This window comes from Pseudomonas sp. DL (assembly GCF_047199225.1).
Lineage (GTDB): Bacteria > Pseudomonadota > Gammaproteobacteria > Pseudomonadales > Pseudomonadaceae > Pseudomonas > Pseudomonas aeruginosa.
Genome location: NZ_CP178323.1, coordinates 1785576 through 1807958, shown reverse-complemented (window position 1 = coordinate 1807958; position 22383 = coordinate 1785576). Strand labels below are relative to the sequence as shown.

Sequence of the window (22383 nt, the reverse complement as noted above, 5' to 3'; positions counted from 1 at the left end):
GGTCCGTCTCCTCAGGCCTTACGACTTCTTCTTGTCGGCGCCGCAGTTGCCTTCGCCGGCCTTCTTCTCGCCACCGCAGGAACCTTCCTTGGCCTTGCGATCCGCACCGCAGCTGCCTTCATGACCGGCCTTGGAGGCTTCGCGCTTGCCCTTGTCGGCACCGCACTTGGCCTCGCCGCAGGAACCTTCCTTGGCTTTCTCGGCGGCAGCCACGCTGTAGCCGCTGCTCAGCTCCTGCACGGCGAAGGGATTCTGCGCGGCATGCGCGCCGACACTGGCTACGCCGAGCAGAGCAGCGCCGACGACGGAGGAAGCGAGGGAAATCTTTTTCATGGGTAACTCCTGAAGTTGGTAGCGGGCGCCGGTATGGCGTCCTCGCTCCAATGGACGGAGCACCCCTGGCGGCGTTACAGCGGAGTCGAAAAAAATTTCCCGTCCCTTTGCCTGAACTCAGGGATTGCCCCTGCTGGAGAAATATCGGTCGGCGATATTCGCCAGGTCCCAGGCGTTCTCCTCAACTTCGGATGCTCGCCCAGCGAAACGGATTGCCGCCCCTCCGTAGGGTGCATATCGCGCAGCGATATCCGCCAAGCCCAGCCACACTCCTCGACCTCGTCACGCGGAAGGGAGAGCCACCCATGCCAGGCCGGGTTCGGTTCGCCCACGCCGGATAGCGGAAACGAAAAAGCCGCCGCCCACGAATCGCGGGCGGCGGCTTGGTGTCGAGGATACCCCGGCTCAGCGCCGCGCGGCGTCCTTGCGCAATTCGGAGAGATGCGCGGCCAGACGGTCGAGTTCCGGCCCCTGCCCCTCCGGCAGATGGCGCACGGTCGCCTGGGTCAGGCGCATCTGGCGGATGAAGCGCCGGCAATGCCGGCACATGAGCAGGTGGCTGCGCACCGCCAGTTGTCCGCGGAAGTCCAGTTGCCCATCGAGAAAGTCGCTGGACCGGGCGACCAGTTCCTTGCAACTCAGCATTGGCCGGTCTCCTCGAAATGCTCCAGGGTGGCGAAGACCTTCAGGCGGGCGCGATGCAGCAGCACCCGGACATTGGAAAGCGTGATATCCAGGAGATCACGGATTTCCTCCAGCTCCAAGCCCTGGCGTTCGCGCAGGGTCAGCACGCTGCGCTGCAGCTCGGACAGACCGTTGAGGGTCTTGTCCAGGCAATCGCGCAGTTCGCCCTCGGCGAGCAGGGCTTCCGGCGAATCCTCGTGCCAGGCGTGCGGCGGCTGGCTCCAGTGACCGTCGGCGGCAAAGCGCTGGTCATCCACCGTACCATGGGGCCCCGGCAGGTCGTCGAGGAAAACTTCCCGGCGAACCTGGCGCAAGCGGCTCTTGGCGGTATTGGCGGTAATGGTCAGCAGCCAGGTCTTCAGGCTCGAACGCCCCTGGAACCCGTCCAGCCCGCGAACCGCCGCGAGCCAGGCGTCCTGCACCACTTCCTCGGTATGCGATCTGCCGATGATCGCCCAGGCCACGGCCCGCATGGCGCCCTGGTAGGCGCCAACCAGCTCGCGGAAGGCTCGCTGCTCGCCGGCCAGCAGGCGCGGCAGCAGCTCGGCGTCGGTAGGCGCCGCCACGATCAGTGTTTACGCAGGATCACGCTACCGATCGAGTAACCGGCGCCGAACGAGCTGAGCACCCCGATGGCGCCGCTGGGCAGGTCGTCCTGGTGCTTGTGCAGGGCGATCACCGAGCCGGCGGAACTGGTATTCGCGTAGCTGTCGAGGATCACCGGCGCCTCGTGCGCCTCGGCGTCGCGGCCGAGCAGCTTGCGGGTGATCAGCAGGTTCATGTTCAGGTTGGCCTGGTGCAGCCAGAAGCGCTTGACCTCGGCGACCTGGATTTCATTGGCCGCCAGGTGCTCGCCGATCAGCTCGGCGACCATCGGGCAGACATCCTTGAACACCTTGCGGCCTTCCTGGACGAACAGCTTGTCGCGCTTGCCGATACCGCTCTCGTCGGCGCGGTTGAGGAAGCCGAAGTTGTTGCGGATGTTGTTGGAGAACTGGGTCAGCAGCCTGGTGCTGACGATGTCGAACTGGTGCTTCGACACGGCCAGGTCGGCGCGCTCGACGATCACCGCGGTGCAGGCGTCGCCGAAGATGAAGTGGCTGTCGCGGTCGCGGAAGTTCAGGTGGCCGGTGCAGATCTCCGGGTTGACCATCAGGATCGCCCGCGCCTGGCCGGTCTGGATCGCGGTGGTGGCGGCCTGGATACCGAAGGTGGCCGAGGAGCAGGCCACGTTCATGTCGTAGCCGTAGCCCTGGATGCCCAGCGCGGCCTGCACCTCCACCGCGATCGCCGGGTAGGCGCGCTGCAGGTTGGAGCAGGCGACGATCACCCCGTCGATGTCGGCGGCGCTGCGGCCGGCACGCTGCAGCGCCTCCCTGGCGGCGGCCGCGGCCATCTCGCAGAGGATCGACCACTCGTCGTTGCTGCGCTCGGGAAGGTACGGAACCATGCGCTGCGGGTCGAGGATGCCTTCCTTGTTCATCACGAAGCGGCTCTTGATGCCGGACGCCTTCTCGATGAACGCCGAGCTGGACTCGGCCAGCGCCTCCAGTTCGCCCTTGGCGATGGCCTCGGCGTGCTGGTCGTTGTACTGGCGCACGAAGGTATTGAAGCTCTCCACCAGCTCATCGTTGGAGATGCTGTAGGGCGGAGTATAAAGACCGGTTCCGCTGATGACGGCTTTATGCACAGTTGTTCCTCTTCTCTCGCTGGGCCGCCGTCGAACGGGGCCGATTAGGCATAGCGGTGCCCGCCTGGGGCCGGCACCGGAAACGGGTTCGCTCGCGGCGATGCCGGGCGCTCTACGAAAAGACGTTGGCGACGCGCTTTCGTACAGGGCCCGGGCAAGGTCGGCCATTGCGCAGTGTGCCACCGCCTCGCTTCGGCAAGCGCGCGCACCGCTCAGTGGTATCGAAGGCGCCAAGGATATTCCAGAGTGCGCGCCGGGCACAGCCGATAGGCGCACGATCGGTTTATTTTCCCCGTTTTCGCCACCGATATCCGTATCGAACTGTAAAGACGACGCAACCAGGCCGGCTTCCGGTCACAGCAGGCTGGCACCTTCCCACCCCAACCATCGATTGAATTTGCCAACCCGCCCCATAGGCAATGCTCAACAGCCCACCTCGGCAAGGCCGCCTATCATTCGGCAAACCCGGTATTCACAAGGAAGCAGCCCCATGACCGATAGCCCTCGCCCAGAACTGGATATGGAAACCCAGGAGTTCGTCCACCAGTTGTTCGACCTGGCCCGCCAGGGCAACAGCCAGCGCCTCGAGCAACTGCTGCAACAGGGCCTGCCGCCGAACCTGCGCAACCACAAGGGCGATAGCCTGCTGATGCTGGCCAGCTACCATGGCCACGCCGACACGGTACGCCTGCTGCTGGCCTACAAGGCCGACCCGGACCTGCGCAACCTGGCCGGGCAGACACCGCTGGCCGGCGCTGCGTTCAAGGGCGACCTGGCGATGGTCGAACTGCTCCTCGCCGGCGGCGCCGACGTCGAGGGCGCCTCGGCCGACGGCAAGACCGCACTGATGATGGCGGCCATGTTCAACCAGGCCGAGGTCGCCGCCAGCCTGCTGGCCCACGGCGCCCGTCGTGACGCCCAGGACGCCGCCGGGCTGACGCCGCTGGCGGCAGCGCGGATGATGAATGCCGAGGCCACGGTCGCGCTGCTCAGCCGGCCCCACTGAGCCTCAATCCGCCAGCACCTCGGCCAGGCTGACGACCTGGCCGAAATGATGCTTCCACAGGCGCACACCCAGCTCCCCCGAGCGATCCAGCGAGGAGCCGAACACCAGGTCGCCGACCAGGGTCGGTTGCAGGCCGGCGTCGAACAGGGCGAAGCCGGCGGCGAGCACGCAGGTGTCGGCCTGGATGCCGCATACCAGCACCCGTTCCGCTCGCAGCGCACGCAGATGGTCGACGAGTTCCGCCGTCGGCAGGTAGCCATGCTTGACGAAGACCCGGTCGGCCGCCACCAGGCAGGCATCGTCGAGCGGGGGTCGCCAGCCGAGCTGGCGCTGGAACGGCGTACGGGATTCGTCATGGCGCTCGACGCTGGCCACCGAGGGCATCCGCCCGAGCAGTTGGCCGATGCCTTCCAGCAGCCAGTCCGGCGGGGCGAAACAGGGTTGCACGTCGACGATCAGCAGGGCCTGGCGCATCGGTAGTCGGCTCCGGAAGAACAGGCCAGGCATTCTAGCCCACTCCGCCCCGTCGCTCCGCGCTCCAGCGAAACTGGGCTAGCCTGAGGGAACCTTTCGACGGAGAGCCTTCATGCGCCCGATGTACGCCGTAGCGATCCTTTTCCTCCTGGCCGGCTGTTCCTCGGTTCCCGCCGAGAAGACCCGGGCGATCCCCGCCGAACGCCTGCTCGGCTACCAGCAACCGGTGAGCGGTGGCGGCCGGCTGGAAGTCCACCGCGACTATGGCTACCTGGGCGGCGGCTGCTACGTGGCGTTCCTTATCGACCGCCAGGTCGCCGCGCGCATCGGCGTCGGCGAGGAAGCCAGCTTCCAGGTGCCGGCGGGCGAGCATGTGGTCGGTATCGGCATCGATACCCAGGACGACACTCTCTGCGGCAAGGGCCTGCTGAACCGCGAGCTGAGAACCCGGATCGCCGCGGACGGCAACACGCGCTTCCGTATCGTCAGCGAGGCCAGCAGCGGGTTCGACATCCGCACCGAATGATCCGGGGCGACAGGTCGGCCGCGTTCGCCGGTCGAGGTTCAAAGCGATTCCATCAAGTCCTTGCCGCGCTGCAGCCAGCCCGGCGCCGAGCCGGGGTCCGGCGGTTGCGCCTGCTCCGTACCCATGTCCTGCAAGGCCTGCTTCGCCTCGGCGAGCCAGGCCGGCGTCGCCGCCGCGGGCGCCTGGGTGAGTTCGGCCTTGGCCACCAGCCCGGCCAGGCTGCCCAGGTCGCGCGCCTTGAGCGCCTCCACGGTCTGCTGAGCCAGCAGCACCTGCTGCAATGCGGGCGATTGCACCGCCGCGACCGCCAGCGGCGGCGGTGGCGGCAACTGGCCGATCTGCTCGACCTTGTCGCCAGGCTCGCGGGTGAAGGCCCGCAGGTTGTCCAGCGCCGCCCCGCCGACCATCGGCAAGGCGATCCCGGTCAGCGGGTCGAAGGCGCTGATCTCCGGCAGGCCGACCTTGCCGCTCAGCAGCGGACGCGCCAGCGATGGCAGGAACAGCCCGAGCAGCATCCGCGGATCGCGACGCTTGACGCTGAGGCCGACGCTGGCCAGCATCACCCCTACGCCTACCACCCGCCCGGCGGTGGCCAGTACCGAGAGCCGCTTGTTCGACTCGTTGTCGAAATGCACCAGGCGATAGCGGAAGTAGTCGGTGAAGGGTTCTCGCGGGCCTATCGCCGAAGTGTTCATGAACCAGGCGCGGGAGTCGTGCACCTGTTCATCGAACAGCGCCACCAGCTTTTCCTGGCCCGGCGCCACCCGGTCGGGAGCGCTGAACAACTGGTGGTAGCGCGCGCTGCCGTCGCGGTGGATCTGGCTGTATTCCTCGGCTTCGTCTTCCTCGTTGATCAGGAATACGGTGCCGCCGAGCAGCAGGTCGATCACTCCGCCCACCGTCATGCCGTCGTCGAGCACGCCCCAGTCGCCCTTGTAGTCATGGGCGAACTCGGCGGCGGCGCCGAGTAGTTGGCGCTGGTCCAGCGGCGGATCGAACTGCTTCTCCACCCGCAGGTCGCGCAGTTTGTCCTCGCCGCCGATCAGCGCCACGTTGCGATCCCACTCCGCCTGTTCGGCGGCGCTCATCGGCGGGACCGGCTCGCCCTGCTGGGCGGCCGCGTACTCCCGGCTACGCCGCTTGTGCAGGGCCTCCCAGGCCTTCTGCTGGGCTTCCGGCATGTCCGGCGGGACATTGGCGAAGAACGCCTTGTTGCGCAGCCCGCCGGCATAGCGGTCGATGCGCCAGGCGGTGATCAACGCGGTCTCGCGACGGATCACCTCTTCCAGGGGGCCGGCCTTGGCCTGGGCCTGCCAGGCGTTGAAACGGGTGGCGAGTTCTTCGGAGACGCTGAACTCCGCTTCAATCTTGGGCACCATTACCCGCCACTCTTCATGAAAGTCTGGATGGACGGCAGGTGCTGGAACTTGCAAAGGAGCACCTGCCTCGAAAGCCTCCGCATACATATGCTGCAACGCTATCTGGGATAGTAGAAATTCCGAACCTCCCACAGCTTTCCCCTGGTTGCCGACGCCATAACCGCCACCAACATCCGAGTGAACACCAGGATAAGCATATTCCACCGTCCACTTCCGGTAGCAGGAGGGCCCCATCCGACGTCCGTTGGCATCCATGTCACGACGGCGGATCGAATCGAGTGGAAAACTGGCACGCTGCTCATGACAGGAAACCAGATGCACGCAACGTTTCAGAAAAGAACAGTCTTCCGGCAGGATGGTCGGCAGGCACTGGGAGAGGGCCTCATCGGGCAGGCGCATGGTGTCATCGGCCCAATCCATATGCCCGGCAGCGAACGGCGCACTATCCGCCAGCCCAACTGCCGCCACGGTATCGAAAAGGCCGAGGAACTCGATCGAGATCGGCAGACCGGCAAAGCGATATTCCACCCGACCATCGGCATCGCTGACCCGGGTTAGCTCCTGCAGCCAGTTGGCAAAGGCTCGTGCTTCTGCCGCCCCACGGGAGAATCCGTAGACATACAAGCGCATGGCCAGGATATGCGGTTTCTGTCCAGAGTTCTGACGCTGTCGAAGCTTTTCTTCCAGTTCCTTGAGTTTTGGCTCCAAGGCAGTTCGGCGTTTTTTCTCGCCGTTTTCCAATAAACCACCAGTGAGCGTACTGACGGTCCAGTTAGTGGACATTTCTTCTACTAGGCCCTGAACCTCATTTAGTTTAAGCCTACTTTTTAATAAAGTATAGAAAAGAGCATCAACTAACTGAACCAGCCCCCAGTTTATTCGATTTTCGCCTCCCTCAGCACCAATTAATCCCATGTTTGAAGGCGTAAATTCTTTAATATCCGGAAACACCGTACCCACACCTGGGCAATAGTACTTAAAAATCCCCCTACTGTTTATATCATCGCCGCTCCCAATACTTGCATGAATTAGCCTAGAGACATTACTGCAAGATGGAGAAACCGATGAACCATCAGCCTTATCGTTATTATTAGTCCCATCAAAACCAAGTGTAATATGGATAGCTTTACAGCAAGGCGCACCACCGACTACGTCACCTTCAGAAAGCCTTTTTTGCTCTTGCGCCCTTGAAAAAACCCGTTCATCGCTCTGCTGCTTTAATATATTTTCTGATAATTTTTTAGAATCATAAATCAGGCGCCCTGCCACAGGATGGGCGGGTGCTATATGAAATCCAAAATTAGGCATCTTCCCACCTGCCTTCAGTTAGCCGGACATATCGTTGACTTTCTCATCTCGAAATAGGCCTTATCAGGATATTTTGGATGATTTGGCCCATAACAAGTCGTAGAAACAGCCACCTCGTCACACGGCAAGAAGTGCACCTGCAGCAAGCACACCTTTTCATCATACCTAGGCACATTCACAGTCGCCTTGTGACGGGTGTAACTTGAGGCATGCCTCAAATAATCACTCTCATCCAACCGCCCATATTTATCTCGTTTTATAACGGCACGGGGATTTGGATCCTTCTCCCATTCCACAATAACTTTCAAATTTGGATTCCATCTCTTTGGAATTACCCCACAACAAACTTGACTACCATCTCCCTGATAAGGACCTAAGTTCGGTCCGCCAGCACCATTCACCGTGAATTCGTTAATCGCCGCCGGAGTATGGTTGTAACCCATGATAGGTGCAGACAGCACTTCAGGCCCAGCCTGGCATGCCACCAGCCCAAAGAAGGTGCTGAGAAAAACCACCAGCCCAATGGAATTTTTATTTCCCACACAGATCAAGCTCATCAACTTCTGCATGACATACCCCTCATATCAAAGCAACCTTTATTCGGATATTCAGGATGAAACGGCGTATAACAGGCAGCTGAAGTAGCAACCTTATCACATGGAAGAAAGTGTATTTTTAGCGAACAAACCTCCTTACTATCACAAGGAGGTATATCGACGGCTTCCTTATGACGAACATACAAGAGCCCATGCTCTCTCATACGTTTTCTCCAGCCATCTGAAAATATCTTTCCGGCCAGTCTTTATAAGCCCCTGGCTCAGGAACCACCTCCCACTCTACGGTTGCCTTCAAGCCCGACTTCCAAACTCTAGGAACGACACCACAACATACCTGCCCTGCTCCCCCTGAAATGGACCAAGGTTTAATCCGCCAGCACCATTTACACTGAATCTGTTAATAGCCGCCGAAGTATGGTTGTATCCTCCGATAGGAGTAGACACCATATCAGGGCCTGCCTGGCACGCTTGTAAAAACAAAAAACCTATCAGTAAAGCAATCAGCCAATCAGGTGTCCTTAACCCCTTTGCATTCAAGAGCTTTTGCATGAAGGCTCTCTCTTCTGAAAATACTTTCTATCTGGGTACTCTGGATGCCCCTGGCTGTAATAGGTTGTTGAGACCGCGACCTGGTCACACGGGAGGAAATGCACCTGCAACAGGCATATTTTTTCACTATATCTAGGTATATCCACGATCATCTTGTGTCGGGTGTAGCTTGAGGCATGTCTCAAGTAATCATCTTTATCCAGCCGTCCATATTTATCTCGCCTTATAGCGGCGTGCGGTTTGGGATCTTTCTCCCATTCCACGACAGCTTTCAAATTTGGATTCCACTTCTTTGGAATCACTCCGCAACAAACCTGGCTACCATCCCCCTGATAAGGGCCTAAACGCGGTCCACCCGCCCCATTCACCGAAAACCAATTGATCGCCGCGGACGTATGGTTGTAACCCATCACCGGCGCCGCCAGCATGTCCGGCCCGCTCTGGCAGCTCGCGGCCAGCAGGGGCCCCGGAAGCAGGGCGGGAAGGCCGATGCCGCGCCCGTTCATGCGCGACTCGTTCCCGCCGGGGAAAAGCCGGGGCCGGGGGTCTGTTCGCGTAGCCATTGGGCGACGAAGGCATCGCGCTGGTCGAAGTCCTGCAAGCCCTGGCGGTCGGCGGCCAGGTGCGCCTGGACCAGATGCTGGAGCAGGCTTTCCTGGCTGCCCAGGCCATGCTCGCGGGGCAGCACGAAGTATTCGCGGCGGTAGGCTTCGGCCTCGCTCCAGGCGCGCAAGGCAGCGACCTGGTGCGCTTCCAGGCGGAGGGCCGCTTGCAGCGGCGGCGTCTCGTGGGCCTGGTAATGACCGGCCAGCGCCCTCGGCCGGCCGTCGCGGTCCAGCCAGTGCCAGCTGGAAACCGGGGCATGCAGGTAACGGCTCTGCCGGGGATCGAGCATGTCGCTGACGGCCATGAACAGGCCCGGCTCGTAGAAACGCAGTACGCCGCTGGAACGACCCTGGTTCCACTCGGCCTGGGTGCAGCTGCGCAGGTGCTCGCCCAGGCGCGGCAACGGCCAGGGGCTGAACAGGAGCATCAGGTGGCGGCGGCAGTCGATGCGTTCGAGCAGTTCGTCCAGCCAGGCCGCGTGGCCGTCTTCCAGGCGCAGCAGCAGCGGGCCCTCGTCGGCCAGGGCGGCCTCCGGGGTTTGCTCCAGCAATTTGAACAGCGCCGGAGGATCGCTTTGCCGCGCATGCTCGGCGAGCAAGGGATAGTCGTCCAGCCCGGTGGCATCGACCAATACATCGATGTGGGTCTGCAAGCCGCGATCGCGGGAGCGCTGCCACAGCTCACGGGCCCAATGGCGGGGGTTCGGCGTCATCGCGGTTCCTCAGCGCTCGGCGAGCGCCTGGCCTCTTTTCTTCGCCTGTAGCAGGCACTCTTCGCAGACCGGTTGCCGCGGCGGCAGGTTGGCCGCGACCGCCTCGGGTGGCGCGCCGGAGCTGTCCTGGTCGGCCATGCCCGGCACCCGCGGCATCTTGATCGCGATCCCCGAGCCGCTTCCCGGCGCGCCGCCTGCATTGATCCGTGCCAGCGGGCCGCTGATGGCGATGCCGCTTGCGTCGAGCCGGATGAAGCTGCCGCCGGCCTTCACCGTCAGTTCGCTGTCAGCCTCGATCACCATCTTCTGCCCGGCCTTCAGGTGGATCTCGCGCCCGGCCCTGGCCAGGTAGGCACGACCGAGCTTCACGTGCTGGCTGTCGCCGACCGTCAGGTGGTCATCGGCCTTCAGCTCGACCTTGCGCTCTCCGTGCACGGTGTGATGCTCCTCGGCCTTGAACTCGCTGTAGCTGTTCGCCTCCACGGTGTCGTGGCGTTCGTGGCCGACGCGGATCTTCTGGTCATGCTCGATGTTCTCCTCCCAGTCGCGCTGGGCATGGACGAAGATCTGTTCCTGGCCCTTGCGATCCTCGATGCGCAGCTCGTTGTAGCCACCGCCGCCAGGGCTGCTGAGGCTCTTGAAGACGCTGCGGGTCTGGTTCGCCGGCAACTCGTAGGGCACCGGGTGGGCGGCGTGGTAGACGCAGCCGCTGACCAGCGGCTGGTCGGGATCGCCTTCGAGGAAGTCCACCAGCACTTCCATGCCGACCCGCGGAATGACGATGCCGCCATAGCCGTTGCCGGCCCAACCGCTGGCTACGCGCAGCCAGCAACTGCTCTTGTCGTCGCCCTGGCCCTCGCGGTCCCAGTGGAACTGCACCCTGACCCGGCCGTAGCGGTCGCAGTGGATTTCCTCGCCTGGCGGGCCGGTCACCACCGCGGTCTGGCTGCCCAGCACGCGCGGCTTCGGGTGCTCCAGCGGCGGGCGGAAGAACACCTCCCAGGGCGTCGCGAGGAAGCGGTTGCGGTAGCCCTGCTGGAAGTCGTCCGTGCTGGCCGACGTGTCGGAGGTAACGTTCTCTTCCAGCACCTGCGGCTGCTTGCCTTCGTGGAAGACTTCGCTGAGCAGCCACAGGTCGTTCCACTCCGCGCGCGGGTGCTCGGCGATCTCCAGGAAGTGCCCGCTGACCAGCAGCGGCTGGTCGCTGACCCCTTCGCCCAGGCGCCGGTCGGCGCGGTGGCGCTCCAGGGCGCGCTGGCTGAGCAGCTTGCCGCGCTGGCGATCGACGAAGCGACCGGGGTAGTCGTAGTCCTCCAGGTCCGGCTCGGCCGGGGCGTCGGCAGCGGGGCGGTTGCCGGCCTCCAGCAGCAGCCGCGGCTTCTCGAAGTCGTAGTCGCGGCGGGTGGTGCGCGTGGTGCGGCTGGCCAGGCGCAGGCTGAAGCGCTTGATCACCGGTTCGTCGGCGACCAGCCCGCTGTCGTGCACGTAGGCGGTGGGACGGCCCAGGCGAGGGAACACCGTCTGGTCGTCGCCGAACACCAGCAGGTGCGCCTCGGCGCTGTGCCGGAAATGGAAATGGATGCCCTCTTCGGCACAGAGGCGCTGGACGAAATGCAGGTCGCTTTCGTCGTACTGCACGCAGTATTCGCGCTCGGGATACCGGGTGCCGAGCTGGAAGCGGTAGGCGTCGGCGAGGATGCCGTGCTCCTCGAGGATCAGGGCGACGATCTGCGGCACCGTGAGGTGCTGGAAGATCCGCTGGTTGTTGCGCTGGGCGAGGTAGGCCAGGTGCGGGACGAGGGTGAGGCGATAGCGGGTCAGGCGCTTGCCGGCATCGCCCTGGGCAGCGCCGTAGACCAGGCCGTGGACACCCTGGCCCTGCGGGGTGAAGGCGAGGAAGGCGGGCCGGTGGAGGAACGTTTCGAGGTCGAGGCCGGCGCGCTCTCCGACCAGTTCGAGTTCGAAACGGTAGGGGCGACTGATGCCTTCGTGGCCGTTGAAGGCGAGGACCTGCAGGTCGTGGCGGAGGCCGTCGAGGGTGAGGCTGAAGTGGGTCTGGTTGGCCGGGTTGAACATCCGCTGTCCCCTGTTGCTCGAAAAACCTGCACGGCTGGCGTCCCTGTTCGTCGTGGTCGCTCCGAAGAGCGGGATGTCGCGGATGCTACGTCAAAAAAACTGTGCAAATTGTTGCGCACATCGCCGGAAAACCGCGGCGCGCCTGACCCTCGACAGTATGTAACAAAATATTTCAGAAAAATCCGACGAGCGAAGGACCGCCCCCGAACCGGGCCGGCCCATGCGCAATCAGCCTTGCAGACGCTGCGCCAAACGCTCCTGAAGTTGTGCGAGCACTTCCGGGTCGCCCTGCTTCGCCGCATGGATGCCGAGATTCTCGCCGCTGAAGCGCGGGATGACGTGGAAATGGATGTGGAAGACCGTCTGCCCGGCGGGGGCGCCGTTGAACTGGGCGACCTGCACGCCGTCCGGCTGCACCTCCTCGACCAGGGCGCGGGTCAGGCGCTGGACCACGGCCATGACCTTGGCCAGGTTCTGCGCCTCGATCTCGAGCAGGTTGCGCGCCTCGGCGTGCTTGGGAATCACCAGGGTATGCCCGTAGGACTGCGGGAACAGATCGAGGAAGGCGAGCACGTCCTCGTCTTCGTAGACCTTGTAGCAGGGAGCTTCGCCGCGAATGATCTTGGCGAAGATGTTCTGGGAATCGTAAACGCCGTGCAGACTCATGGAGGCTTTCCTTGAACGAACCGGAATAGACCTGCGCACCATACCGGCTCGCTCCCCGCTCGTCACGACGTGATGCGTCGCGCGCGCCACACACTTCGAAAGAAATTGTCACAAGCCCGTCATCACCCTTCCCTACTTTCGTAGCACTCGCCGGATGGCCCTGCCGTCTCGCACAGCCACCTCCTCAACATAGGGAAATGCGTCATGACCCCAGGTTATCCCCTCGCCCTCTCTCTTGCCGTCTCCATGGCCGTGCTCGGCAGCGCCTTGCCGGCCCAGGCGCGCCAGGACGATCCGTCGCTGTTCAACCGCCAGGCCCGTGGCGAACTCAGCGAGTACGGCGGCGCACGGCGCGTCGAGCAGGACCTGACCCAGGCCCTGAAGCAGTCGCTGTCGAAGAAGAAGGCGAAGAACGTGATCCTGCTGATCGGCGACGGCATGGGCGACTCCGAGATCACCGTGGCGCGCAACTACGCGCGCGGCGCGGGCGGCTACTTCAAGGGTATCGATGCGCTGCCGCTGACCGGCCAGTACACCCACTACTCCCTGCACAAGGACAGCGGCCTGCCGGACTACGTGACCGATTCCGCCGCCTCCGCCACCGCCTGGACCACCGGGGTCAAGTCGTACAACGGCGCGATCGGCGTGGATATCCACGAACAGCCGCACCGCAACCTGCTGGAGCTGGCCAAGCTCAACGGCAAGGCCACCGGCAACGTCTCCACCGCCGAGCTGCAGGACGCCACCCCCGCCGCCCTGCTCGCCCACGTCACCGCTCGCAAGTGCTACGGTCCCGAGGCCACCAGCAAGCAGTGCCCGAGCAATGCCCTGGAGAACGGCGGCGCCGGCTCGATCACCGAGCAGTGGCTGAAGACCCGCCCTGACGTGGTTCTCGGCGGCGGCGCCGCGACCTTCGCGGAAACCGCCAAGGCTGGCCGCTATGCCGGCAAGACCCTCCGCGCCCAGGCCGAAGCCCGCGGCTACCGGATCGTCGAGAACCTCGACGAGCTGAAAGCCGTGCGCCGCGCCAACCAGAAGCAGCCGCTGATCGGCCTGTTCGCGCCGGGCAACATGCCAGTGCGCTGGCTCGGTCCGACCGCCACCTACCACGGCAACCTGAACCAGCCGGCGGTGAGCTGCGAGGCGAACCCGAAGCGCACCGCCGACATCCCGACCCTGGCGCAAATGACCAGCAAGGCCATCGAGCTGCTGAAGGACAATCCGAACGGCTTCTTCCTGCAGGTCGAGGGCGCGTCCATCGACAAGCAGGACCATGCCGCGAATCCGTGCGGCCAGATCGGCGAGACCGTCGACCTCGACGAAGCCGTGCAGAAGGCCCTGGCCTTTGCCAAGGCCGATGGCGAGACCCTGGTGATCGTCACCGCCGACCACGCCCACTCCAGCCAGATCATCCCGCCGGAAACCGCCGCGCCGGGGCTGACCCAACTGCTCACGACCAAGGACGGCGCGCCGCTGGCGATCAGCTACGGCAACTCCGAGGAAAGCTCCCAGGAGCACACCGGCACCCAGTTGCGCATCGCCGCCTACGGCCCGCAGGCCGCCAATGTCACCGGCCTGACCGACCAGACCGACCTGTTCTTCACCATCCGTCGCGCACTGAACCTGCGCGACTGATCGGACCAGAACGAAAAAGGCGCGCCGGTTTCGACCGGCGCGCCTTTTTCATTTCGCGCGGTATCCCTGGAACTAGCCCTCGACCTGGCTCCACTGCTTGGCCAGGCGCTTGTCCGAGACCGGCAGCCGGGTTCCCAGTTGCTGGGCGAACAGCGAGACCCGGTACTCCTCCAGCATCCAGCGATACACCTGCAACTCGGCGTCGCGCTTGCCTTCCTGGGCGTGCTTGGCGAGGCGCGCCTGGTATTGCGCCCAGAGTTCGCCCAGCTCGCCGCTCCACACCCGGTCGCGCTGGACCTGGCCGGCGACCTTGTCCAGGCGCTGCTCGATGGCCTTGAGGTAACGCGGATACTCCTTCAACCACTCCAGCGGGGTGGCGCGGACGAACCCCGGATACACCAGGTTGGCCAGTTGGCCCTTGACGTCGTTCAGCGGCACGGTCATGGCCAGCTCGACCTTGCCCTTGAAGCGCTTCTGCAGGCCGTGCCAGAGCTTGAGGATATCCAGCACCAGGCGTGCCAGGCGCTCGGCGTGCTCGTTCCAGGCAGCGCGCTTGCGCTCGGCCAGCGCGGCCAGGGCGGCGCCGTCGCGCGGCAGGCTTTCGCCCTGCAACACGCAACTGTCGAGACTGGCCAGGAGGATGTCCTCGACCAGCGCCTCGACCCGTCCCAGCTCGCGGTACAGCAGGCCCATCTCGGTCTGCCCCGGCAGCTTGGCGCGCAGGTACTTGGCCGGCTCGGCCAGTTGCTGCAACAGCAGTCGTTGCAGGGCGCGGCGGTGTTGGTAGTCGGCCTCGGCCTGGGTCGGGAAGCGCCCTTCCTTGACCTCGCCCTGCTCCTCCACCAGCGCCGGGTATACCGTCATCGACAATCCGGCGACCTTCTGCTGGGCCTTCTCGGCGACGCTGGCGAAGGCCTTGGCCTCCACCGGACGCTGCTGTTCCTTGTCGGCCTGGGGTATCGCCAGCGCCGCCTGGCTGGCTTCGGCGAAACGCGCGATGAGTTCGGCCAGGTCGCGGCCCTCGCCGAGGAACTTGCCCTGGGCGTCGACCACCTCGATGTTCATCCGCAGGTGATCGTCCAACTGCGTCGCCGCCTCGGCCCAGGCCTCGTCGGCTACCCGCACGCCGGTCATGCGCTGAAGCTCGCGGCCCAGCGCCTGCGGCAGCGAACCTTCGCCGAAGGTGATGCGCTCCAGGGCGGCGCGGACGAAGTCCGGTACCGGCACGAAGCTCTTGCGGATCGCCTTCGGCAGGTTGCGCACCAGCGCCACCGCCTTGTCGTAGAGCAGGCCGGGCACCAGCCAGTCGATGCGTTCGGCCGGCAATTGCGGCAGCAGCGGCGCCGGTACCCGCACGGTGACGCCGTCGCGCGCGGTGCCGGGCTCGAACTGGTAGCTCAGCGACAGGTGCAGGTCGCCCAGGCGCAGGCGATCCGGGTACTGCGCCGCAGTGACTTCGCTGGCTTCACGGGCCAGCACGTCTTCCTCGCGCATCAGCAGCAGGTCCGGCTGGTTCTGCCGCTCGCGGGCGTACCATTTCTCGAAACTGGCGGTCTGGTAGATATCCGCCGGCAGGCGCGCGTCGTAATAGGCGAACAGGGTTTCCTCGTCGGCCAGGATGTCGCGCCGGCGCGCCTTGGCTTCCAGCTCGTCGAGCTTTTCCAGCAACTGCCGGTTGGCGCTCAGGCACTTGGCGCGGCTGTTGATCTCACCGCGCACCAGGCCTTCGCGGATGAACAGCTCGCGCGCCACCGGCGGGTCGATCGGACCGTAGTGCACCGGACGTCGACCGATGACGATGAGGCCGTAGAGGGTGACCTGCTCGAACGCCACCACCTGGCCGCGACGCTTCTCCCAGTGCGGCTCGAAGTGGTTGGTCTTGATCAGGTGCCCAGCCAGCGGCTCCAGCCAGTCCGGCTCGATCTTCGCGACCATTCGGGCGAACAGCTTGGTGGTCTCCACCAGTTCCGCGGCCATGATCCATTGCGGGCGCTTGCGAGCGATGCCGCTGGACGGATGGATCCAGAAACGTCGCTGGCGAGCGCCGAGGTAGTCGCCTTCCTCGGCCTTCTGCCCGATCTGGCTGAGCAGGCCGGACAGGATCGCTTTGTGGACCGCCGCGTAATCGATCCCCGGTACCTCGCGTTCGTTGTCGGCCGACGCGCCTTTCTTCGCCTCCGGCTTGCGCGCCTCGGCCTTGGCCGGACGCCCGAACGGCAGCTTCAGTTCGCGGCAGATCAGGGTCAGTTGGCGGTGGGCGTCGCGCCACTCACGCAGGCGCAGGTAGTTGAGGAAGTTCTTCCGGCACCAGCTGCGCAGGGCATTGGAACCCAGCGCCTGGCGCTGCTCCTCGAAGCCACGCCAGAGATTGATCAGCGCGGCGAAGTCGGAATCCGGGTCCTTCCATTGCGCGTGCGCCTGGTCGGCGGCCTGCTGCCGCTCCACCGGACGCTCGCGCGGGTCCTGCACGGACAGCGCGCTGGCCACCGTCAACACTTCCTCGAGGCTACCCTGCTGGGCCGCCTCCAGCAGCATGCGGCCCAGCCTCGGGTCGATCGGCAGGCGCGCCAGTTGGCGCCCCAGCGGGGTCAGCTGGCCTTCGCGGTTGACCGCCGACAGTTCCTGCAGAAGGGTGAAGCCGTCCTTGATCGCCTTGCCGTCCGGCGGCTCGATGAAGGGGAACGCCTCGATGTCGCCGAGGCGCAGGTGCAGCATCTGCAGGATCACCGCGGCCAGGTTGGTGCGGAGGATTTCCGGGTCGGTGAAGGCCGGACGCGCGTTGAAGTCCTCCTCGCTGTAGAGACGCACGCATATGCCCGGCTCGACCCGTCCGCAACGGCCCTTGCGCTGGTTGGCGCTGGCCTGCGACACCGCCTCGATGGGCAGCCGCTGGACCTTGGCGCGGTAGCTGTAGCGGCTGATCCGCGCGGTGCCGCTGTCGATCACGTAACGGATGCCCGGCACCGTCAGCGAGGTTTCCGCGACGTTGGTGGACAGCACGATCTTGCGTCCCGGGCGCGGCTGGAAGATCTTCTGCTGCTCGGCCGGGGTCAGTCGCGCGTACAGCGGCAGCACCTCGGTGTGGCGCAGGTTGGCCTTGCGCAGCATCTCCGCGGCGTCGCGGATCTCCCGCTCGCCGGGGAGGAACACCAGCACGTCGCCGGGCCGCTTGCCGACCTCGCGTTCGTGGGCGGCGATCTCGTCGAGGGCGGCGAGGATGCCCTGGTCCACCGACAGGTCGTCCTCGACCCGGTTGCCCTCCTCGTCGGTTTCCGCCGCCAGCGGCCGGTACCAGGTCTCCACCGGATAGGTGCGGCCGGAAACCTCGATCACCGGGGCGCCGTCGAAATGCCGGGAGAAACGCTCCAGGTCGATGGTCGCCGAGGTGATGATCAGCTTCAGGTCCGGACGCCGGTGCAACAGGGTCTTCAGGTAGCCGAGGAGGAAGTCGATGTTCAGGCTGCGCTCGTGGGCTTCGTCGACGATCAGCGTGTCGTAGCGCTCCAGGTAGCGGTCATGCTGGGTCTCGGCCAGGAGGATGCCGTCGGTCATCAGCTTGACCAGGGTGCTGTCGTCGCTCTGGTCCTCGAAGCGCACCTGGTAGCCGACCAGCGCGCCCAGCGGCGTGCCGATCTCTTCCGCGACCCGCGTCGCCACGCTGCGCGCCGCCAGCCGACGCGGCTGGGTATGGCCGATCAGGCCGTGGATGCCGCGACCCAGCTCCAGACAGATCTTCGGCAACTGGGTGGTCTTGCCCGAGCCGGTCTCGCCGGCGATCACCACCACCTGGTGGGCGGCGATAGCGGCCTTGATCTCGTCGCGCTTGGCGGCGATCGGCAGGCTGTCGTCGTAGCGGATCGCCGGCACGCTGGCGCGCCGCGCCTCGACCTTGGCGCAGGAGGTCTGGAAGCGCTCGACCCACTGCGCCAGGCGCGCGTCGTCGGGCTGCTTGCGCAGTTCGTGGAGCTGCCGGCGCAAGCGGTGGCGGTCGCTGATCTGGGCCTGGTCGAGGCGCCGGACGAGTTGGTCAAGGGAAGGAGTCTGGTCGGTCATCTAGGCTTTTCGAATGCTGTGAGCGTGCCGCAGTCGCGGAGGACGGGAGAAGCTCCGGCCACTGCCGAGGCGAAAAATATTCGGAATTGTCGCAGATTTGAGCGGAAGAGGACGAATCCCGGTTAACGCTCGCTGCCGCGATACGGCCGACGCTGCTGGTGGGCGATGGCCCTCTCAGCGCCCCAGTCGCTTGAGCATCTCGGCCAGCGGCAGCGCATCGGCGGTGCCCGCTCGGCAGTCGGCGAGGCGATCCTCGGCCACTGGCGGCCATTGGCGCTCCACCTCGGGGCCGGCGCGATGCAGCAATGCCTGGGTCAGTTCCAGACGCCGGCTGATCGGCAGACGGCGTATTTCTTCGGCCAGGGCAGGATCGAGGCGGGCCATGGGGGGTTCCTCCGGCAGGTGATGCGCTGCCGGCACGTCCGCACAGGCCCGCTCACCCCGCAACCGACTGCCTGCAACGAAGAAGCCCCGCATCGGCGGGGCTTCTTCAGGCAACGGCGGACTTACTTCTGGCCCGCTTTCTTCAGCTCTTCGTCGCGCAGTTCGCGGCGCAGGATCTTGCCGACGTTGGTGGTCGGCAGGCTGTCGCGGAACTCCACGGCCTTCGGCCGCTTGTAGCCGGTCAGGTTGTCATGCATGTGCTGCATGACCTGTTCCTTGGTCAGGGTCGCCCCCGGCTTGACCACCACGAAGACCTTGATCGACTCGCCGGACTTCTCGTCGGGGATGCCGATCGCGGCGCACTGCAGGACGCCCGGCAGGGTCGCCAGCACGTCTTCCAGTTCGTTCGGATACACATTGAAGCCGGAGACCAGGATCATGTCCTTCTTCCGGTCGACGATGCGCATGTAGCCGTCTTCCTGGATGATGGCGATATCGCCGGTCTTCAGCCAACCATCGGCGTCGAGGATCTCGTCGGTGGCCTCCTGGCGCTGCCAGTAGCCCTTCATCACCTGCGGACCCTTCACGCAGAGTTCGCCGCGCTCGCCCAGGGGCACTTCCTGGCCGTCGTCGCCAATCACCTTGCACAGGGTCGAGGGCACCGGGATACCGATGGTGCCGACCTGGATGTTCTGGAACGGGTTGACCGATACCACCGGCGCGGTCTCGGTCATGCCGTAGCCTTCGCAGATGGCGCAGCCGGTGACTTCCTTCCAGCGCTCCGCGGTGGCCAGTTGCAGCGCCATGCCGCCGGAGAGGGTCAGCTTCAGCGCGGAGAAGTCCAGCTTGCGGAAGGTTTCGTTGTTGCACAGGGCGACGAACAGGGTGTTCAGGCCGACGAAGCCGGTGAACTTCCACTGGCCGAGGTCCTTGAGCATCGACGGCAGGTCGCGCGGGTTGGTGATCAGGATGTTGTGGTTGCCGGTGAGCATCATCGCCATGCAATGGAAGGTGAAGGCATAGATGTGGTACAGCGGCAGCGGCGCGATGAGGATCTCGCAGCCCTCGTTGAGGTTGGCGCCCATCAGCGCCTTGCACTGCAACATGTTGGCCACCAGGTTGCGGTGGGTCAGCATGGCGCCCTTGGCGACCCCGGTGGTGCCGCCGGTGTATTGCAGCACGGCGACGTCGTCGGCCTGCGGCGCGGCTTCCTGGAACGACTTGCCGGCGCCCCTGGCCAGCGCGTCGGTCAGCTTGGTGGCTTGCGGCAGGCTGTAGGCCGGCACCATCTTCTTGATGTGCTTGACCACGAAGTTGACGATGAAGCGCTTCAGCGGCGGCAGGATGTCGCCGACTTCGGTGACGATCACCTGCTTGACGCCGGTCTTCGGCAGTACGCCCTCGACCAGGTGGGCCATGTTGGCCAGGCAGACCACCGCCTTGGCGCCGGAGTCGTTGAACTGGTGTTCCAGTTCGCGCGCGGTGTACAGCGGGTTGGTGTTGACCACGATGAGGCCGGCGCGCATGGCGCCGAAGACCACGATCGGGTATTGCAGGACGTTGGGCAACTGGACGGCGATGCGGTCGCCGGGCTTGAGATCGGTGTGCTGCTGCAGGTAGGCGGCGAAGTCGCCGGACAGCTTGTACAGCTCGCCGTAGGTCAGGGTCTTGCCCAGGTTGGTGAACGCGGGCTTGGTGGCAAAACGTTGGCAGGACTCCTTCAGTACCGACAGGATGTTCGGGTACTGGTCGGGATTGATCTCGGCAGCAATACCCGCTGGGTACTTGTCCTTCCAGAAGTTTTCGATCATGGAAGCCCACTCCTAAGCAACAGCTAATCTTCACCGCTCATGGCGGCATCTTGTTGTGATCTGCTCGCTAACCCTGGACCCAGGGCTATTAGGCGCGCCGAGATTATCAGCTTTGCCAGAGGCAGACCAGCACCAAACATGACCTATTCGGTCAAAAAAATGACCGAGACATTAGTCTCGGTCACGGTCTTTCCTGTCCCCGGCAAATGCCCGTTTCAGAGCCTTGTAAGGCTATCAGGCGATTTCGCGCAGCTCACGACGGAGGATTTTACCCACAGGCGTCATCGGTAATGCATCCTTGAGCACAATCTGTCGCGGAATTTTGTATCCGGTGAGGTTTTCCTTGCAGTAGGCCTTGAGTTCCTCGACCGACAGGCTGGGGTCGCGGGCCACCACGAACAGCTTCACCGCCTCGCCGGACTTCTCGTCGGGAATGCCCACTGCCGCGCAACTGGCCACCTTCGGATGGGCCATCACCACGTCTTCGATCTCGTTGGGGTAGACATTGAAGCCGGAGACCAGGATCAGGTCCTTCTTGCGATCGACGATGCGCACGAAGCCGTCCTCGTCGATCACCGCGATGTCGCCGGTCTTCAGCCAGCCTTCGGCATCGAGAATCTCCTCGGTGGCCTCGGGACGCTGCCAGTACCCCTTCATCACTTGCGGACCTTTCACACAGAGTTCGCCACGTTCGCCGACAGGCAGCTCGTTGCCCTGCTCGTCGATCACCTTGAGCGCCGTGCCCACGACCGGTATCCCCACCGTACCCAGGCGTGCCTGCTCGCCGTAGGGGTTGGTGGTCACCACCGGCGAGCATTCGGTGAGGCCATAGCCTTCCACCACGGTGCAGCCGGTGACGCCCTTCCAGCGCTCGGCGGTGGCGCTGACCAGTGCGGTGCCGCCGGAGTTGGTGAGCTTCAGGTTGGAGAAATCGACGTCCTTGAACCCGGGGTGCTCCATCAGCGCGACGAACAGGGTGTTGAGGCCGAGCAGCGCGGAGAAACGCCACTTCTTCAGTTCCTTGACGAAACCGGGGATGTCGCGCGGGTTGGTGATCAGCACGTTATGGTTGCCGCTGACCATCATGCACATGCAGTTCGCGGTGAAGGCATAGATGTGGTAGAGCGGCAGCGGCGCGATCATCACCTCCTGCGCCTCCTTCATCAGCGGCAGGCCATCCTTGCCGAGCTGGGAAAGCTGGGCGTGGACCTGCAGCATGTTCGCCACCAGGTTGCCGTGGGTGAGCATCGCCCCCTTCGAGACCCCGGTGGTGCCGCCGGTGTACTGCAACACGGCGACATCCTCCAGGCCGACCCTGACCGGCTGCAGGGCATGGCCCTGGCCTTGCTTCAAGGCCTGCCTGAACGGCAGCGCCTGGGGCAAGCGATAATCGGGGACCATCTTCTTCACCGACTTCACCACGCTGTTCACCAGCCAACCCTTCAGCGCCGGCAACAGGTCGCCCATGCGCGCCTCGATCAGGTACTCGATCCGCGTATCCGGGAGCACTTCCTCGACCAGCTTGCCGAACACGTTCAGGTAGACCAGCGCACGCACGCCGGCGTCCTTGAACTGGTGGCGCATTTCGCGGGCGGTGTACAGCGGATTGGTGTTGACCACCACCAGCCCCGCGCGCAAGGCGCCGAACACCGCGATGGGATATTGCAGGACATTGGGCATCTGCACCGCGATGCGGTCGCCGGGCTGGAGATCGGTCTGTTTCTGCAGGTAGGCGGCGAAGGCGGCGGACAGACGATCGAGTTCGGCGTAGCTGAGCGTCACGCCGAGATTGCTGAAGGCCGGGCGGTCGGCGAATTTCTTGCAGGAGCGCTCGAAGACCTCGACCACGGAACGGTAGGCGGCGAAGTCGAGACTGTCGGGTACGCCGGCCGGGCGTTTGTCGTTCCAGAATTCAGGTTGCATTTATTCTTGTC

At 64.4% G+C, this 22383-nt stretch carries 21 protein-coding genes; 3 read left to right on the top strand and 18 right to left on the bottom strand.

Annotated features, from left to right (window positions below; all coding sequences use genetic code 11):
• Positions 1-18: 18 nt before the first annotated feature.
• The 4 genes from ACI766_RS08450 to ACI766_RS08435 form a co-directional block, all read right to left on the bottom strand.
• A complete protein-coding gene (locus tag ACI766_RS08450; RefSeq protein WP_003091625.1) occupies positions 19-333 on the bottom strand; it encodes a hypothetical protein in 315 nt (104 codons plus the stop codon).
• A 405-nt stretch (positions 334-738) separates the two neighbouring features.
• Positions 739-978 carry an anti-sigma factor family protein gene (locus ACI766_RS08445; RefSeq protein WP_003091627.1) on the bottom strand — a complete coding sequence of 80 codons (240 nt, stop codon included), beginning with the start codon at positions 976-978 and terminating at the stop codon, positions 739-741.
• Positions 972-1583 carry an RNA polymerase sigma factor gene (locus ACI766_RS08440; protein WP_003104434.1) on the bottom strand — a complete coding sequence of 204 codons (612 nt, stop codon included), beginning with the start codon at positions 1581-1583 and terminating at the stop codon, positions 972-974. The genes ACI766_RS08445 and ACI766_RS08440 overlap by 7 nt, the downstream gene beginning before the upstream one ends.
• A 2-nt stretch (positions 1584-1585) precedes the next feature.
• The gene (locus tag ACI766_RS08435) at positions 1586-2707 is read right to left on the bottom strand and encodes a beta-ketoacyl-ACP synthase III (protein ID WP_017149223.1); all 1122 of its coding nucleotides are present in this window, start codon (positions 2705-2707) and stop codon (positions 1586-1588) included.
• Between the two features lie 490 nt (positions 2708-3197).
• Between ACI766_RS08435 and ACI766_RS08430 the strand changes: the two genes are divergently transcribed.
• Entirely contained in the window at positions 3198-3713 is a 516-nt protein-coding gene (locus tag ACI766_RS08430; RefSeq protein WP_003091630.1) for an ankyrin repeat domain-containing protein, read from the top strand.
• Positions 3714-3716: 3 nt separating this feature from the next.
• Here ACI766_RS08430 and ACI766_RS08425 read toward each other — a convergent pair whose 3' ends face one another.
• Positions 3717-4220 (bottom strand): cysteine hydrolase family protein, encoded by a 504-nt coding sequence (locus ACI766_RS08425; protein ID WP_087823931.1) that lies wholly within the window; start codon positions 4218-4220, stop codon positions 3717-3719.
• 79 nt (positions 4221-4299) lie between these two features.
• Between ACI766_RS08425 and ACI766_RS08420 the strand changes: the two genes are divergently transcribed.
• Positions 4300-4713 carry a 3-isopropylmalate dehydratase gene (locus tag ACI766_RS08420; RefSeq protein WP_087823932.1) on the top strand — a complete coding sequence of 138 codons (414 nt, stop codon included), beginning with the start codon at positions 4300-4302 and terminating at the stop codon, positions 4711-4713.
• A 38-nt stretch (positions 4714-4751) separates the two neighbouring features.
• Here the strand turns inward: ACI766_RS08420 and ACI766_RS08415 are convergent, their stop codons facing one another.
• The 9 genes from ACI766_RS08415 to ACI766_RS08375 all read right to left on the bottom strand — a co-directional run bounded on the left by ACI766_RS08415 (position 4752) and on the right by ACI766_RS08375 (position 12566).
• Entirely contained in the window at positions 4752-7400 is a 2649-nt protein-coding gene (locus tag ACI766_RS08415) for a T6SS phospholipase effector Tle1-like catalytic domain-containing protein (protein WP_128723219.1), read from the bottom strand.
• 14 nt (positions 7401-7414) lie between these two features.
• Positions 7415-7969, bottom strand: coding sequence for a DUF3304 domain-containing protein (locus ACI766_RS08410; protein WP_003452902.1), 555 nt, complete (start codon positions 7967-7969; stop codon positions 7415-7417).
• Positions 7957-8160 (bottom strand): DUF3304 domain-containing protein, encoded by a 204-nt coding sequence (locus ACI766_RS08405; protein ID WP_071534017.1) that lies wholly within the window; start codon positions 8158-8160, stop codon positions 7957-7959. The genes ACI766_RS08410 and ACI766_RS08405 overlap by 13 nt, the downstream gene beginning before the upstream one ends.
• Positions 8157-8327 (bottom strand): DUF3304 domain-containing protein, encoded by a 171-nt coding sequence (locus tag ACI766_RS08400; protein ID WP_221885854.1) that lies wholly within the window; start codon positions 8325-8327, stop codon positions 8157-8159. The genes ACI766_RS08405 and ACI766_RS08400 overlap by 4 nt, the downstream gene beginning before the upstream one ends.
• Entirely contained in the window at positions 8249-8506 is a 258-nt protein-coding gene (locus ACI766_RS08395; RefSeq protein ID WP_079384150.1) for a DUF3304 domain-containing protein, read from the bottom strand. Before ACI766_RS08395 ends, ACI766_RS08400 begins: the two co-directional genes overlap by 79 nt.
• A complete protein-coding gene (locus tag ACI766_RS08390) occupies positions 8491-9012 on the bottom strand; it encodes a DUF3304 domain-containing protein (RefSeq protein WP_004351092.1) in 522 nt (173 codons plus the stop codon). The genes ACI766_RS08395 and ACI766_RS08390 overlap by 16 nt, the downstream gene beginning before the upstream one ends.
• Positions 9009-9824 (bottom strand): DUF4123 domain-containing protein, encoded by an 816-nt coding sequence (locus ACI766_RS08385; protein WP_003107607.1) that lies wholly within the window; start codon positions 9822-9824, stop codon positions 9009-9011. The genes ACI766_RS08390 and ACI766_RS08385 overlap by 4 nt, the downstream gene beginning before the upstream one ends.
• 9 nt (positions 9825-9833) lie before the next feature.
• Entirely contained in the window at positions 9834-11900 is a 2067-nt protein-coding gene (tssI, locus tag ACI766_RS08380; RefSeq protein WP_058164756.1) for a type VI secretion system tip protein TssI/VgrG, read from the bottom strand.
• Between the two features lie 228 nt (positions 11901-12128).
• Positions 12129-12566, bottom strand: a complete 438-nt coding sequence (locus tag ACI766_RS08375) for an HIT family protein (protein WP_023128704.1) — start codon at positions 12564-12566, stop codon at positions 12129-12131.
• Between the two features lie 204 nt (positions 12567-12770).
• Here ACI766_RS08375 and phoA point away from each other — a divergent pair, with 204 nt between their 5' ends.
• Positions 12771-14201 carry an alkaline phosphatase gene (gene phoA / locus ACI766_RS08370; RefSeq protein WP_028680956.1) on the top strand — a complete coding sequence of 477 codons (1431 nt, stop codon included), beginning with the start codon at positions 12771-12773 and terminating at the stop codon, positions 14199-14201.
• A 72-nt stretch (positions 14202-14273) separates the two neighbouring features.
• On the opposite strand, the gene hrpA is transcribed toward phoA, so the two are convergent.
• From hrpA to fadD2, 4 genes are all read right to left on the bottom strand, one after another.
• Positions 14274-18254 (bottom strand): ATP-dependent RNA helicase HrpA, encoded by a 3981-nt coding sequence (gene hrpA / locus ACI766_RS08365; protein WP_023081503.1) that lies wholly within the window; start codon positions 18252-18254, stop codon positions 14274-14276.
• 174 nt (positions 18255-18428) lie between these two features.
• Positions 18429-18638, bottom strand: coding sequence for a hypothetical protein (locus ACI766_RS08360; protein WP_003105496.1), 210 nt, complete (start codon positions 18636-18638; stop codon positions 18429-18431).
• Between the two features lie 122 nt (positions 18639-18760).
• The gene (gene fadD1, locus ACI766_RS08355; RefSeq protein WP_003091643.1) at positions 18761-20449 is read right to left on the bottom strand and encodes a long-chain-fatty-acid--CoA ligase FadD1; all 1689 of its coding nucleotides are present in this window, start codon (positions 20447-20449) and stop codon (positions 18761-18763) included.
• A 234-nt stretch (positions 20450-20683) separates the two neighbouring features.
• Positions 20684-22372, bottom strand: coding sequence for a long-chain-fatty-acid--CoA ligase FadD2 (gene fadD2, locus ACI766_RS08350; RefSeq protein ID WP_003091644.1), 1689 nt, complete (start codon positions 22370-22372; stop codon positions 20684-20686).
• Between the last annotated feature and the right edge of the window lie 11 nt (positions 22373-22383).

Coding starts and splice junctions, on each gene's coding strand:
- ACI766_RS08390 (WP_004351092.1), bottom strand. CDS start 9,012: ATGAACGGGCGCGGCATCGGCCTTCCCGCCCTGCTTCCGGGGCCCCTG.
- ACI766_RS08425 (WP_087823931.1), bottom strand. CDS start 4,220: ATGCCTGGCCTGTTCTTCCGGAGCCGACTACCGATGCGCCAGGCCCTG.
- phoA (WP_028680956.1), top strand. CDS start 12,771: ATGACCCCAGGTTATCCCCTCGCCCTCTCTCTTGCCGTCTCCATGGCC.
- ACI766_RS08385 (WP_003107607.1), bottom strand. CDS start 9,824: ATGACGCCGAACCCCCGCCATTGGGCCCGTGAGCTGTGGCAGCGCTCC.
- ACI766_RS08405 (WP_071534017.1), bottom strand. CDS start 8,160: ATGAGAGAGCATGGGCTCTTGTATGTTCGTCATAAGGAAGCCGTCGAT.
- ACI766_RS08395 (WP_079384150.1), bottom strand. CDS start 8,506: ATGCAAAAGCTCTTGAATGCAAAGGGGTTAAGGACACCTGATTGGCTG.
- fadD1 (WP_003091643.1), bottom strand. CDS start 20,449: ATGATCGAAAACTTCTGGAAGGACAAGTACCCAGCGGGTATTGCTGCC.
- hrpA (WP_023081503.1), bottom strand. CDS start 18,254: ATGACCGACCAGACTCCTTCCCTTGACCAACTCGTCCGGCGCCTCGAC.
- ACI766_RS08420 (WP_087823932.1), top strand. CDS start 4,300: ATGCGCCCGATGTACGCCGTAGCGATCCTTTTCCTCCTGGCCGGCTGT.
- fadD2 (WP_003091644.1), bottom strand. CDS start 22,372: ATGCAACCTGAATTCTGGAACGACAAACGCCCGGCCGGCGTACCCGAC.
- ACI766_RS08450 (WP_003091625.1), bottom strand. CDS start 333: ATGAAAAAGATTTCCCTCGCTTCCTCCGTCGTCGGCGCTGCTCTGCTC.
- ACI766_RS08430 (WP_003091630.1), top strand. CDS start 3,198: ATGACCGATAGCCCTCGCCCAGAACTGGATATGGAAACCCAGGAGTTC.
- ACI766_RS08410 (WP_003452902.1), bottom strand. CDS start 7,969: ATGCAGAAGTTGATGAGCTTGATCTGTGTGGGAAATAAAAATTCCATT.
- ACI766_RS08445 (WP_003091627.1), bottom strand. CDS start 978: ATGCTGAGTTGCAAGGAACTGGTCGCCCGGTCCAGCGACTTTCTCGAT.
- tssI (WP_058164756.1), bottom strand. CDS start 11,900: ATGTTCAACCCGGCCAACCAGACCCACTTCAGCCTCACCCTCGACGGC.
- ACI766_RS08360 (WP_003105496.1), bottom strand. CDS start 18,638: ATGGCCCGCCTCGATCCTGCCCTGGCCGAAGAAATACGCCGTCTGCCG.
- ACI766_RS08375 (WP_023128704.1), bottom strand. CDS start 12,566: ATGAGTCTGCACGGCGTTTACGATTCCCAGAACATCTTCGCCAAGATC.
- ACI766_RS08415 (WP_128723219.1), bottom strand. CDS start 7,400: ATGCCTAATTTTGGATTTCATATAGCACCCGCCCATCCTGTGGCAGGG.